This is a genomic window from Serratia sp. 506_PEND, from assembly GCF_001076875.1.
Lineage (GTDB): Bacteria > Pseudomonadota > Gammaproteobacteria > Enterobacterales > Enterobacteriaceae > Serratia > Serratia marcescens.
In genome coordinates, this window is record NZ_JVEL01000574.1 from 1 (window position 1) to 12,222 (window position 12,222).

Annotated in this window: 12 protein-coding genes; 9 read left to right on the forward strand and 3 right to left on the reverse strand. The window is 61.4% G+C overall.

The window, feature by feature from the left end:
* The first annotated feature begins 493 nt into the window (after positions 1-493).
* The 6 genes from ADK28_RS25505 (at position 494) to ADK28_RS25530 (ending at position 7,383) form a co-directional block, all read left to right on the forward strand.
* Positions 494-1,960, forward strand: coding sequence for a peptide MFS transporter (locus ADK28_RS25505; protein WP_048797005.1), 1,467 nt, complete (start codon positions 494-496; stop codon positions 1,958-1,960).
* Positions 1,961-2,087: 127 nt separating this feature from the next.
* On the forward strand, positions 2,088-3,029 hold the full coding sequence (gene ghrA, locus ADK28_RS25510) for a glyoxylate/hydroxypyruvate reductase GhrA (protein WP_048797006.1): 942 nt from the start codon (positions 2,088-2,090) through the stop codon (positions 3,027-3,029).
* Positions 3,030-3,119: 90 nt separating this feature from the next.
* A complete protein-coding gene (locus ADK28_RS25515; protein WP_033640672.1) occupies positions 3,120-3,857 on the forward strand; it encodes a phosphatase in 738 nt (245 codons plus the stop codon).
* A gap of 42 nt (positions 3,858-3,899) precedes the next feature.
* A complete protein-coding gene (locus ADK28_RS25520; protein ID WP_048797007.1) occupies positions 3,900-4,478 on the forward strand; it encodes a TorD/DmsD family molecular chaperone in 579 nt (192 codons plus the stop codon).
* Positions 4,479-4,627: 149 nt separating this feature from the next.
* Entirely contained in the window at positions 4,628-5,281 is a 654-nt protein-coding gene (locus ADK28_RS25525) for a tellurite resistance TerB family protein (protein ID WP_033641437.1), read from the forward strand.
* Positions 5,282-5,349: 68 nt separating this feature from the next.
* Positions 5,350-7,383 (forward strand): S9 family peptidase, encoded by a 2,034-nt coding sequence (locus tag ADK28_RS25530; RefSeq protein WP_048797008.1) that lies wholly within the window; start codon positions 5,350-5,352, stop codon positions 7,381-7,383.
* Between the two features lie 35 nt (positions 7,384-7,418).
* On the opposite strand, the gene exoX is transcribed toward ADK28_RS25530, so the two are convergent.
* Complete coding sequence (gene exoX, locus ADK28_RS25535) at positions 7,419-8,087, reverse strand: exodeoxyribonuclease X (protein ID WP_048797014.1); 669 nt, start codon at positions 8,085-8,087, stop codon at positions 7,419-7,421.
* Positions 8,088-8,113: 26 nt separating this feature from the next.
* Positions 8,114-8,860, reverse strand: coding sequence for a carbon-nitrogen hydrolase family protein (locus ADK28_RS25540; RefSeq protein ID WP_048797009.1), 747 nt, complete (start codon positions 8,858-8,860; stop codon positions 8,114-8,116).
* A 369-nt stretch (positions 8,861-9,229) separates the two neighbouring features.
* Between ADK28_RS25540 and dksA the strand changes: the two genes are divergently transcribed.
* Positions 9,230-9,655 carry an RNA polymerase-binding protein DksA gene (gene dksA, locus ADK28_RS25545; RefSeq protein ID WP_004928840.1) on the forward strand — a complete coding sequence of 142 codons (426 nt, stop codon included), beginning with the start codon at positions 9,230-9,232 and terminating at the stop codon, positions 9,653-9,655.
* Positions 9,656-9,659: 4 nt separating this feature from the next.
* On the opposite strand, the gene ADK28_RS25550 is transcribed toward dksA, so the two are convergent.
* Positions 9,660-10,556: a LysR family transcriptional regulator gene (locus ADK28_RS25550; protein ID WP_048797010.1), complete on the reverse strand. Its 897-nt coding sequence runs from the start codon at positions 10,554-10,556 to the stop codon at positions 9,660-9,662.
* A gap of 148 nt (positions 10,557-10,704) precedes the next feature.
* Here ADK28_RS25550 and ADK28_RS25555 point away from each other — a divergent pair, with 148 nt between their 5' ends.
* Both ADK28_RS25555 and pip read left to right on the forward strand, forming a co-directional pair.
* On the forward strand, positions 10,705-11,100 hold the full coding sequence (locus tag ADK28_RS25555; RefSeq protein ID WP_033640666.1) for a RidA family protein: 396 nt from the start codon (positions 10,705-10,707) through the stop codon (positions 11,098-11,100).
* 156 nt (positions 11,101-11,256) lie between these two features.
* Positions 11,257-12,210, forward strand: coding sequence for a prolyl aminopeptidase (gene pip / locus ADK28_RS25560; protein ID WP_033641435.1), 954 nt, complete (start codon positions 11,257-11,259; stop codon positions 12,208-12,210).
* Positions 12,211-12,222: the final 12 nt, after the last annotated feature.

The following is a 12,222-nucleotide window of genomic DNA, read 5'->3' on the forward strand; positions in this document are numbered from 1 at the left end:
TACACACTTTCCAGGCGTGCTCCTTCAGCCACTCAGACACCTCACCGTTTTGTTGTCGAAAACGCTTTGCGCTGTCGACGGGCGCTAATGTAGGAGAATCTGATCTCAGCGTCAACCCTCTTATTTCATTCTCATGACTGTTTAGCCAAACTTGCAGCAATTTGCTGATTTACCGAACGATATTCCCACTCGCGGTCGCCAGCGGGCAGGGTAGGCAGCGGCCAGAATTCATGACAGACGATTGTTTGACCTTTTTCTGTTCAAGTAGCTCAATATATCGCCAGTGAGATCGGTCTGTTTGCTGTTATATGCATTAATACTGGATTATTAGTCAAATGTGTCGCTAAATGGAATTGTGTCGGCGCGGCGTTTTTGGCAAGGAACATCACGATGCCGCGCAGATTGCCGGGAGACAGGCCGGCGATACCGCAGACAGGGACAGACTCATTACATAATAATGCAGTAGAGGTTCGTTTTGACTCCTTCAGATGCCATGCCGGCGCCGCAAGCGCGCCATGCCATTCCCCCCGGTGCAGGGGCGCTGTTCTTCATCCAAATCTTCGCCACGCTGGGCTTCGCCGTGCTTTACTCCACGCTGGTGCTGTACGCCACCAAGCGATTGGGCTTCAACGAAAGCAGCGCCAACGCCATGATGGGCGTGTTCGGCGCCTTCAACTATGGTCTGCACATGTTCGGCGGCTACCTCGGCGGCCGTTTCCTCAGTAACCGCAACCTGTTCGTGCTCGGTATGGTGCTGCAGGTGTTCGGCTGCGCGCTGATTGCCGTCGCGGGCGTGTGGGGGCTGTACTGGGGGCTGGCGATGTTTCTGACCGGCAGCGGCCTTAACGTCACCTGCATTAACATGATGCTGACCCAGCGTTTCAAGCCGGACGATGACCGGCGCGAATCGGCATTCCTGTGGAACTACGCCGGCATGAACCTCGGGTTCTTCGTTGGCTTTACCGTCGCCGGGTATTTCCAACTGACGGAAAACTATCGCGCGCTGTTCCTGTTCGCCACGCTGGGCAATGCGGCGGCGATCATCGTCGCCGTCTGCCGCTGGCGGATTCTGGCGGATCTCAATACGCCGCTGCACGACGCCAGCCGCAGCCAATACCGTTGGCGCATGCTGGTCGGGCTGGCGGTGCTGGTGGCGCTGGTGCCGATCATCCGCGTGATGCTGACCCACGCCGAGTTCAGCGGGCACTTTGTGATCGTACTCGGCGCCCTGATCTTCCTGATGCTGTGTGTGGTGACGCTGCGCCACCATCCGCGCGATGAGCGCCGCAGAATGGCGGCCTATCTGATCCTGGCGCTGGGCTCGCTGGTGTTTTGGGCGCTGTACCAGCTGGCGCCGATGGGGCTGATGCTGTTCTCCGAGCACAACATCAATCTGAACGTTTACGGCATTCAGGTGGCGCCGCAGTGGATCCAGAACATCAACACGCTGGTGATCGTGGTGGGCGGCCCGCTGCTGGCCTGGTGGTTCAACCGCCTGCGCGCTCGCGGCTGCAACATCGACATTCCGCTGCAGTTCTCCGGATCGCTGTTTTGCATCGGGCTCGGCATGCTGGTGTTGCCGCTGGGCATCAGCATGGCGGGCGGCGACGGGCTGGTGGCGTTTAAATGGATCGTCATCAGCTATGTGCTGCAAAGCGTCGGTGAATTGATGATCTCGCCGATCGGTTACGCGATGATCGGCAAGCTGGCGCCGCCGCGCTATCAGGGCGTGATGATGGGCTGCTGGATGATGGTGACCGGCGTCGCCTCGGTGCTGGCGGGCTACGTCTCCGGCCTGATGCCGGAAAACAGCGGCAGCACGCCGTTGCAAACCAACCCCGGCTACAGCGAAATCTTCAGCGTGCTGGGCTGGGGGGCGGCGGGCGTCGGCGTGGCGATGCTGATCCTCATTCCGCTGCTGCGGCGCCTTATCCGGCGCGACGGCCCGTCTGCCGCCTGATTGACGAGCATGCGCAACAGCCCCCACTGGTCGGGGCTGTTTTTATTTTGGGCTTTAACGCTTGCATCCGGCGGCGAATCGCGGAAGGCTGGGGGAAAACCAATAAAAACAAACGGGAGCCCGCAGCATGAACATCATTTATTACCACCCCTTGTTTAACGCCCAGGAATGGCTGGCCGGCATCAAGCAACGCCTGCCGCAGGCCGAGATCCGCGAGTGGCAGCGCGGCGACGAGCGGCCGGCCGATTACGCGCTGGTGTGGCGCCCGCCGCACGAGATGCTGGCCAACCGCCGCGATCTGAAAGCGGTGTTCGCCCTCGGCGCCGGCGTCGACGCCATTCTTGATCAGGAACGCAAACATCCCGGCACGCTGCCCGCCGGCGTGCCGCTGCTGCGGCTGGAGGATACCGGCATGGCGCAGCAGATGCAGGAATATGCGCTGAGCTATGCGCTGCGTTATTTCCGCCGTTTCGACGAGTATCAGGCGCTCCAGCAGCGGCAGGAATGGCAGCCGCTCGATCCTCACTCGCTGGATGATTTCACCATCGGCATCCTCGGCGCCGGCGTGCTGGGGCAGAGCGTGGCGCGCAAGCTGACCGAGTTTGGCTTTCGCGTGCGCTGTTGGAGCCGCAGCGCCAAACAGATCGACGGCGTGCAAAGCTTCGCCGGGGAGGCGCAGCGCGCGGCCTTCCTCGACGGCGTCAAACTGCTCATCAATCTACTGCCCAATACGCCGGAGACCGTCGGCATCCTCAACCGCGAGCTGTTCGCGCAGTTGAGCACGGGCGCCTATCTCATCAACATCGCGCGCGGCGCGCATCTGGTGGAAGCCGATCTGCTGGCGGCGCTCGAGCAGGGGCAGATGGCCGCCGCCACGCTGGACGTGTTCGCCCGCGAGCCGCTGCCGCAGGATCATCCGTTCTGGCGTCATCCGCGTGTCACCATTACCCCGCATATTGCTGCCATCACGTTGCCGCAGCAGGCGATGGATCAGATCGCCGCCAACATTCGCGCGCTGGAGGCGGGGCATGCCCCGGCCGGCGTGGTCGACAGGCAACGGGGATACTGATCCTTCAGCCGCCGTTCGGTAACTGATAAGCTGTTATCGTCATCGCGCCTGCCCGTACCTTTGCGGGCGGGCCCTCTGGAAGGAGAAACAATGTACCCCGTTGATTTGCACATGCACACCGTCGCCAGCACCCACGCTTACAGCACGCTGCACGATTACATCGCCGAAGCCCAGCAGAAGGGCATCAAGCTGTTCGCCATCACCGATCACGGCCCGGACATGGCCGATGCGCCGCACTACTGGCACTTTATGAACATGCACGTGTGGCCGCGCCGGGTGAACGGCGTGGGCATCTTGCGCGGCATCGAAGCCAACATCAAAAACCTGCAGGGCGATATCGACTGCACCGGCCCGATGCTGACCGCCACCGACGTGATCATCGCCGGTTTCCACGAGCCGGTGTTTGCGCCGCAGGATAAAGCGTCCAATACTGAAGCGATGATCGCCGCGATGGCGCAGGGGGACGTGCATATCATCAGCCACCCCGGCAACCCGCGTTACCCGATCGACATTCCCGCCGTCGCGGCGGCCGCCGCCAAATACGAAGTGGCGCTGGAGCTGAATAACTCGTCGTTCACCCATTCCCGCAAGGGCAGCGAGGCCAACTGCCGGGCGATCGCCGCCGCGGTGCGCGACGCCGGCGGCTGGCTGGCGCTGGGTTCGGATTCGCACGTCGCTTTTTCACTGGGTAATTTCGAGCACTGCGAGCGCATCATCGAAGAGGTGGGCTTCCCACAAGCGCGCATTCTTAACGTCAGCCCGCGCCGGTTGCTGGATTTTCTCGAGCGGCGCGGCAAGCCGGCGATTGCGGAATTGGCCGATTTGTGACATCGTCCCGGCAAAATTTTCCGTATTGTATAAGGCCTTATCATGAATGAGTTTTCGATTGTCTGCCGCGTGCTGGGTACGCTGTTCTACCGCCAGCCGCAGGATCCGCTGTTGGTGCCGCTGTTCGCGCTGATCAAAGAGGGCAAGCTGCAGCAGCACTGGCCGCTGGAGCAGGATGAGCTGTTGAAGCGCCTGCAACAGGGCTGTGACGTCAACCAGCTGGCGACCGACTTCAACGCGATGTTCGTCGGCAGCGAGTGCAGCGTGTCGCCGTTCCGCTCCGACTACGTCGAAGGCGCCAGCGAAGCGGAAGTGCGCACCTTCCTGCAGCAGCGCGGCATGCCGCTGGCGGAGGCGCCGGCCGACCATTTCGGCCAACTGCTGCTGGCGGCCTCCTGGCTGGAAGATCAGTCGCAGGAAGATGAAGCGCAGGCGCAGATCGCGCTGTTCGACGAGTTTCTGCTGCCGTGGTGCGGCCGCTTCCTCGGTAAAGTGGAAGCGCACGCCACCACCGGTTTCTACCGCACGCTGGCGCTGATGACCCGCGACGCCATCCAGGCGATGCGCGACGAGCTGGCGGAGTACGAGCAGGACGACGAAGCGGGCGATGAAGACGCGTAACGCCGCAGCCATCCAGGCGGGCCGCCCGGCCCGCTAAACACAGGTTTGCATCCCCCAGACGTAAATTGACAAAAGATCCCCTAATCTGGCGGTTTACCGTCGGTTCGGCCGCGCCTGCGCGCCGCGTTTTCTCACGCAAGGGGTAGATGATGAAAAGTAACTGGATGCAGCAGATTCAAACGTTGATCGGGCAGAAGGCCGGTGCGATGGGGGGGGCGGAAGGCATCGGCAAACTGCTGGCGCCCACGGCGCTGGGCGGCCTGGTCGGCGTGCTGTTGGCCAACAAATCTTCGCGCAAGCTGGTGGGCAAATTCGGCAAGAATGCGCTGATTATCGGCGGCAGCGCGGCGGTGGGCGCGGTGCTGTGGAACAAGTATAAGCAGCGGGTGAAAGAGACCCATCAGGACGAACCGCAGTTCGGTTTGCAAACCACGCCGGTGGATCTGCGCGCCAAGCGTTTGGTGCAGGCGCTGGTGTTCGCCGCCAAGAGCGACGGCCATATCGATGCCGACGAGCAGCGCGCCATCGATCACAGTCTGTCGCAGCTGCAGGTGGGGGAAGAGGCGCAGGGCTGGGTGCAGGAAGCGCTCGATCAGCCGCTCAACCCGGCATTGATCGCCCGCAGCGTGCAAAACGAAGACGAGGCGCTGGAGGTTTACTACCTGAGTTGTCTGGTGATCGACGTCGATCACTTTATGGAGCGCGGCTACCTCGATGCGCTGGCGCAGGCGCTGAAGATCCCGGCGGACGTCAAGCAGGGCATCGAGAGCGACGTCAACGAGAAAAAGCGCGAGCTGGCGTAGCGCCGCTTGGCAAGCCGGGGGGAATCGTGTCACTCTTGCCGCAATCTATGTAAGCGGATGATTTAGCAATGATGACCCCACCAAAAGCGGAAAAACGCCCTTATCCCATCACCATCCACGGCGATACGCGCGTGGATGACTACTACTGGCTGCGCGACGATGAGCGCGCGGACCGCCAGGTGCTGGACTACCTGCAGGCGGAGAACGCCTACACCGATGCGATGCTGAAGCCGCAGCAGGCGCTGCGCGAAACCCTGTACGAAGAGATGGTGGCGCGCATTCCGCAGCAGGAACATTCGGTGCCTTACGTGCGCCATGGCTATCGCTATCAGACGCGCTACGAGCCGGGCAACGAATACGCGATTTCCGTGCGCCAGCCGCAGGCCGAGAGTGAGCACTGGGAGGTGCTTATCGACGGCAACCAGCGCGCCGAGAACCACGAGTTTTATACCCTGGGCGGGCTGGACGTCAGCCCCGATAACCAGCGGCTGGGGGTGGCGGAGGATTTCCTGTCGCGCCGCCAGTATGACATTCGTTTCAAGAACCTGGCCGACGGCAGCTGGGCCGACGAAGTGCTGGAAAACACCTCCGGCAGCTTCGAGTGGGCCAACGACTCCTCGACGGTGTACTACGTGCGCAAGCACGCCAAGACGCTGTTGCCGTATCAGGTTTATCGCCACGTGGTGGGCAGCGATCCGCAGCAGGACGAGCTGATTTACGAAGAGCTGGACGATACCTTTTACGTCGGGCTGGAGAAGACCACCTCCGAGCGCTTTATCCTGATCCACCTGAGCAGCACCACCACCTCGGAGATCCTGCTGTTGGACGCCGATCGTGCGGACGCCAAGCCGCAGCTGTTCGTGCCGCGCCGCAAGGATCACGAGTACGCCATCGATCACTATCACCAGCATTTCTATATCCGCTCCAACAAGGACGGCAAGAACTTTGGCCTGTACCAGAGCGAGCAGGCGGACGAAGCGCAGTGGCAGACGCTGATCGCCCCGCGCGCCGACGTGATGCTGGAGGGCTTCAGCCTGTTCCGCGATTGGTTGGTGGTGGAAGAGCGCAATGCCGGCCTGACGCTGCTGCGCCAGATCCACAGGCAGACGGGCGAAGAGAAGCGCATCGCCTTCGACGATCCGACCTACACCACCTGGCTGGCGTATAACCCGGATCCGGAAACCGCGCTGCTGCGCTACGGCTATTCGTCGATGACCACCCCGACCACGCTGTACGAGCTGAACATGGACAGCGGCGAGCGGACGATGCTCAAACAGCAGGAGGTGAAGAACTTCACGCCGGAAAACTACCGCAGCGAGCGGGTGTGGGTTAAGGCGCGCGACGGCGTCGAGGTGCCAGTCTCGCTGGTGTATCGCCAGGACAGCTTCCAGCGCGGCGCCAACCCGCTGATGGTGTACGGCTACGGTTCTTACGGCAGCAGCATGGATCCGGCGTTCAGCGCCAGCCGCCTGAGCCTGCTGGATCGCGGTGTCGTGTTCGTGCTGGCGCACATTCGCGGCGGCGGCGAGCTGGGGCAGCTGTGGTATGAAGACGGCAAACTGTTCAACAAGCAGAACACCTTCAACGATTTTATCGACGTGACCGAAACGCTGATCGCCCAGGGGTACGGCGACGGCAAGCGGGTGTTCGCCATGGGCGGCAGCGCCGGCGGTCTGCTGATGGGCGCGGTGATCAACCAGGCGCCGCAGCTGTTCCACGGCGTGGTGGCGCAGGTGCCGTTCGTCGACGTGGTGACCACCATGCTGGATGAGTCCATCCCGCTGACCACCGGCGAATACGACGAGTGGGGCAACCCGAACGAGCAGGCCTATTACGACTACATCAAACAGTACAGCCCGTACGATCAGGTGAAGGCGCAGGCATACCCGCATCTGCTGGTGACCACCGGTCTGCACGATTCGCAGGTGCAGTATTGGGAGCCGGCCAAGTGGGTGGCCAAGCTACGCGAGCTGAAAACCGACGACCGGCAGTTGCTGTTGTATACCGACATGGATGCCGGTCACGGCGGCAAATCCGGCCGCTTCAAGGCCTATGAGGATATTGCGTTGGAGTACGCCTTCATTCTGGCGCTGGCGGAGTAACGGCGAACAGCGGGCGGCCTGTGCCGCCCGCTGTGCTAGCCAATCAGATAGTATTTCAGCGTGTGCTTCATGTCCGGGCTCAGATCGTCGATGGACTTCAGCATCCAGCGCAGATAGCCGGGATCTTCCTGGGCGATGCGTTCGATTTCCTGCCCGCGATACTTGCCGAATTTGAATTTCTTCAGCAGCACCGGCTGTTCGGTGATCTGCACCATTTGCTCCGGCGTCCAGCCCGAATCCTTGATGATGCGTTGCAGCAGCGCGGCGGTGACGTAGCAGTCGTACAGCGCGCGGTGCGGGTACAGCGTGGCGTCTGCCGGCAGCTGCACGTCCAGGTTCAGCGCGTAGCGCAGATACTGGTTGCCGTACTTGATGTCCGGATACAGCGTGCGCGCCAGCTTGAGGGTGCAGATCCAGGCGCCGTTCATCTCCGGCAACACCCCGCGATCAAAGGCGGCGTTGTGCGCCACATAGTAGGGGCTGCCCTGATAGCGGCCGATCGCCACCGCGATGCGCGGTTTGCCTTCCACCATCTGTTCGGTGATGTGATGAATCGCCATCGCGTCGAGGCTGATGGGGCGGTCCGGGCTGACCAGATCGCTCATCGGATTGGTTAACTGGCCGTCGAGCAGATCGAGGGAGGCCACTTCCACCACGCCGCCGTCCAGCCCGCAGGTTTCGGTATCTATTACGCGTAACGTCATGCTTTCCTCCGCGTTGCCGTCAGGCTTCAGCTTAACCGGCACAGGCGGCCGTGCCAACCGTCGGAAGTCTTGCCGGCGATGATCAGCCCAGGAGCGTCATCCGGCGCGGCAACCAGAAGCTCTCCCGTGTTACCCCAGATGGCGCTGCGGCCCGCCGGGATCCAGCCGCCGGTCGGCGCCGCATGGTTGGCCATCAGCGTGACCATGCCATAACGCCGGGCATAGCCTGCCAGCACGGCGCTGTCTTTCGCGTAACCGGCTTCAGATACCAGCACGCCGGCGGCATAAATCTGCGCGCCCGCCCGTGCGGCGGCGCTTGCGTGGCCAGGTTCCGAAGTGTCGGCGCAGATGGCCAGCGCGATGCGTTGCTGCTGTATTTCCAGCAACGGGCCGCCCTCACCGGGCGAGAAGAATTGCTGTTCCGCGCCGTGCAGATGCTGTTTGGTATAGACGGCCACCGTGCCGTTGGGGTGAAAGATCAAGGCGGCGATATGCAGCGCCTGGCCACTGTGCAAAGGCGCGCCGACGATGATCGTCATCTGCCGCGATTGCGCCGCTGCACTGAGCGGTTGCAGGCGGGGATCGCCCAGCGTCAGCGCCAGTTCAGCAGCATTGGCCAACTCATAGCCGCTTAGCGACAGTTCGGGAAACACCAACAGCTGCACCTGCCGTTCGGCTGCCTGCGCGATAAATTCCAGGTGACGTTCAAGGTTGCTGGCGATATCGGCCTCAGCAGCGGGGTATTGGGCGGCGGCGAGGGTAAAGCAGGGCATTGGCCATCTCTCCTGTGAGGCAATAAAAAACCCGCCTTGGCGGGTTTAATGACGGATGGAAGGACGCTTACTCACCAGACGGATGCGCTTTTTTGGCGCGTTTCTCCGCACGTTTCTCAGCTGGGGTTTTCAACGGCTTCTTCTTCGCATTTTTTTTGCTATCCATTCCCTTACTCATGATGGCCTCTCGTTACCTATGATTGGGTGGCTTGCTTAGTCATTAACCGCCTAAAGCCGGCAGGATGCAAGCGACAAAGTGCGAATTGCATTTAACCTGCTGTTTACAAATGATATTTTGTTTTAGGATGACCGGGTGATAAAAATAATTATTATGTTATAATATTACACTTTCAATGTTCGGAGAACGCAATGACTGTGATGGCATTACCGGATGCGCAGCAACTGCTGGCCATGCCGGATTCTGATTATATGAACTCGGTTCAACGGGCGTTTTTCCGTCAGCTGCTGCAGGATGAGCGGCAAAAGCTGCTGCTGCACATCGATGAGCTGAAAAAAGAGATCGACGGCGGCGAAGCGACGGGCGATGAGGCCGATAAGGCGGCGCGCGAAGAGGATCTGCGCCTGTTGTTCCGCCAGCTGGATCGCGAAAGCCGCCTGTTGCCGAAAATCGATGCGGCGCTGGCGCGCTTGCAGAACGGCGAATACGGCTACTGCCGGGAAACCGGCGAACCCATCGGGCTGGCGCGCCTGCTGCTGCGCCCGACGGCGGAACTGAGCATCGAGGCGAAAACCGCGCAGGAGATGCGTGAGCCGCATATGCGTAAAGGCGGGTAAGGTCTCAGCCGCCGAGCGTATCCACCAACAGATCGAGAAAGCGCCTGACGCGGGGTTCCAGCAGGCGCTTATTCGGATAGAGCGCCACAATCCTGACTTCTTCACCCGCCACGGCGCGCAACACCTGCCGCAGACGGCCGGCGGCCAAGTCCTCCGCAATCATAAACTCCGGCAGATACGCGATGCCCAACCCGGACAGAGCGGCATCGCGTAACGCTTCCCCACTGTCCAGCCGCAGGCGGCCGCGCACCGGGGCCTTGACCCATTCGCCGCGCTCGTCGCGCAGCCGCCAGGGCTGTTTTTGGTTGCGGCTGCTGAACAGCAGAGCCTCGTGCCCGGCGAGTGACTCGACGGTTTGCGGTTCGCCACGGGCGGCGAGGTAGGCGGGGGAGGCGCACAGCAGGGCGCGATACCTGGCGAGGGTTCTGGACACCAGCCGGGTATCCGGCGCCGTGACGCCAATCCGCACCGCCAAATCAAATCCTTCTTCCACGATATCCGCCAGGCGATCGGAAAAACTGATCTCCACCTGCACCTCAGGCCAGGCGACGAGAAATTTCGGCACCAGCGGCAACAGGATCCGTCTGCCGAAGGCGGCGGGAACAGTCAGCCGCAGCACCCCGCGTGGGGTGCCTTTGTCGCCGGCCACGCTGGCCTCGGCGTCGTCGACCGAAGCGAGGATCTGCAGACCGCGCCGATAAAACTCTCGCCCCTCGTCGGTCAGGCCAAGCGAACGCGTGGTGCGATGCAACAGCCGCACGCTCAGCCGCTGCTCCAGACGCGCGATGGCCTTGCCCGCCGCCGAGCGCGATAGCCCCATCGTCTGTCCGCCGGCGACAAAACTGCCGGCGTCGACGACGGCCATGAAAACCTGAATGTCATTGAGATTCGCCCGCAGCATGCCGCCCCCCGAGAGCCGGTGATAAGATAATTAATTTAACATATTCAATTAATTAACTGCATAGTCAATGTCGTTTCAGTGACGACATTCATTCGCCAATCAAACGATTATAGTCGTCATGGAAACGATAAACGGTTGGAGAAGCAGCATGAAAAACGGCATCACGCACTACCATCACGGGGTCATTTGGGAAGAGGAGAATGGCGTGTCCCAAGGCGTTCGCGTCAAAGACACCCTCTACATTTCGGGGCAGTTTTCCCATGATATGCAGGGTGAGTTTATCGGCGCGGGCGATATCGAACGGCAAACCCAACAGACGTTGGACAACCTGGATCGGGTATTGGCGGGATTCGGCGCCGAACGTTCGAACCTGGTGTATGTGGAGATCTACCTGACCGACGTACAGGCGCACGTTGAACCGTGCATTGCGTTGTTCAAGCGCTATGTCGGCGATCACCGGCCCGCCGGTTCGCTGATTGGCGTCACCGGGCTGGCTTCGCCCGAGCAGTTGGTGGAGATCAGTGCGATCGCGCACCTCAACTGATCGGGCCTGTGGGCATTTTACAGGCAGGTCGTTGTGATTTTGAGCAAACGCGCGCCGAGTTCTCGGCGCGCGTTCGAGTTTTCGGGTTTTACCGTTGACCTGCCGGGCGGCTTCCGCTTTGATGAAAGCATGACTCACAGAGAGACGGAAAGCGCCATGGAACAATTACGAGGTTTGTACCCGCCGTTAGCGGCATACGACAGCGGTTGGCTGGATACTGGGGATGGCCACCGGATCTACTGGGAGCTGAGCGGTAACCCGAACGGTAAACCGGCGGTATTCATTCACGGCGGGCCGGGCGGCGGCATCTCCCCGCATCATCGTCAGCTGTTCGATCCTGAACGCTACAAGGTGCTGCTGTTCGATCAGCGCGGTTGCGGCCGCTCCCGTCCGCATGCCAGCCTGGACAACAACACCACCTGGCATTTGGTGGCCGATATCGAGCGGCTGCGCGAAATGGCCGGCGTCGATCAATGGTTGGTGTTCGGCGGTTCCTGGGGATCGACGCTGGCGCTCGCTTATGCGCAAACGCACCCGGAGCGCGTCAGTGAGATGGTGCTGCGCGGCATCTTCACCCTGCGTAAGCAGGAGCTGCATTGGTATTACCAGGACGGCGCTTCGCGCTTCTTCCCGGAAAAATGGGAGCGCGTGCTGTCCATCCTCTCGGATGACGAGCGTAAAGACGTGATCGCCGCCTACCGGCAGCGGCTGACCTCGGCCGATCCGCAGGTGCAGCTTGAAGCGGCCAAACTGTGGAGCGTGTGGGAAGGGGAGACGGTCACGCTGTTGCCGAGCCGCGAATCCGCTTCGTTCGGCGAGGATGATTTCGCGCTGGCGTTCGCCCGCATTGAAAACCACTACTTCACCCATCTGGGCTTCCTGGAAAGCGACGACCAACTGCTGCGCAACGTGCCGCTGATCCGCCATATTCCGGCGGTGATCGTCCACGGCCGCTATGACATGGCCTGCCAGGTGCAGAACGCCTGGGACCTGGCCAAGGCCTGGCCGGAGGCGGAGCTGCATATCGTGGAAGGGGCGGGGCATTCGTATGATGAGCCGGGCATTTTGCACCAGTTGATGATCGCCACCGACCGGTTCGCCGGCAAGTGACGCAAAAAACCC

Excerpts from the sequence above, each read along its gene's own strand:
- ADK28_RS25505 (WP_048797005.1), top strand. The coding sequence starts at position 494 with ATGCCGGCGCCGCAAGCGCGCCATGCCATTCCCCCCGGTGCAGGGGCG.
- ghrA (WP_048797006.1), top strand. The coding sequence starts at position 2,088 with ATGAACATCATTTATTACCACCCCTTGTTTAACGCCCAGGAATGGCTG.
- ADK28_RS25515 (WP_033640672.1), top strand. The coding sequence starts at position 3,120 with ATGTACCCCGTTGATTTGCACATGCACACCGTCGCCAGCACCCACGCT.
- ADK28_RS25520 (WP_048797007.1), top strand. The coding sequence starts at position 3,900 with ATGAATGAGTTTTCGATTGTCTGCCGCGTGCTGGGTACGCTGTTCTAC.
- ADK28_RS25525 (WP_033641437.1), top strand. The coding sequence starts at position 4,628 with ATGAAAAGTAACTGGATGCAGCAGATTCAAACGTTGATCGGGCAGAAG.
- ADK28_RS25530 (WP_048797008.1), top strand. The coding sequence starts at position 5,350 with ATGATGACCCCACCAAAAGCGGAAAAACGCCCTTATCCCATCACCATC.
- exoX (WP_048797014.1), bottom strand. The coding sequence starts at position 8,087 with ATGACGTTACGCGTAATAGATACCGAAACCTGCGGGCTGGACGGCGGC.
- ADK28_RS25540 (WP_048797009.1), bottom strand. The coding sequence starts at position 8,860 with ATGCCCTGCTTTACCCTCGCCGCCGCCCAATACCCCGCTGCTGAGGCC.
- dksA (WP_004928840.1), top strand. The coding sequence starts at position 9,230 with ATGACTGTGATGGCATTACCGGATGCGCAGCAACTGCTGGCCATGCCG.
- ADK28_RS25550 (WP_048797010.1), bottom strand. The coding sequence starts at position 10,556 with ATGCTGCGGGCGAATCTCAATGACATTCAGGTTTTCATGGCCGTCGTC.
- ADK28_RS25555 (WP_033640666.1), top strand. The coding sequence starts at position 10,705 with ATGAAAAACGGCATCACGCACTACCATCACGGGGTCATTTGGGAAGAG.
- pip (WP_033641435.1), top strand. The coding sequence starts at position 11,257 with ATGGAACAATTACGAGGTTTGTACCCGCCGTTAGCGGCATACGACAGC.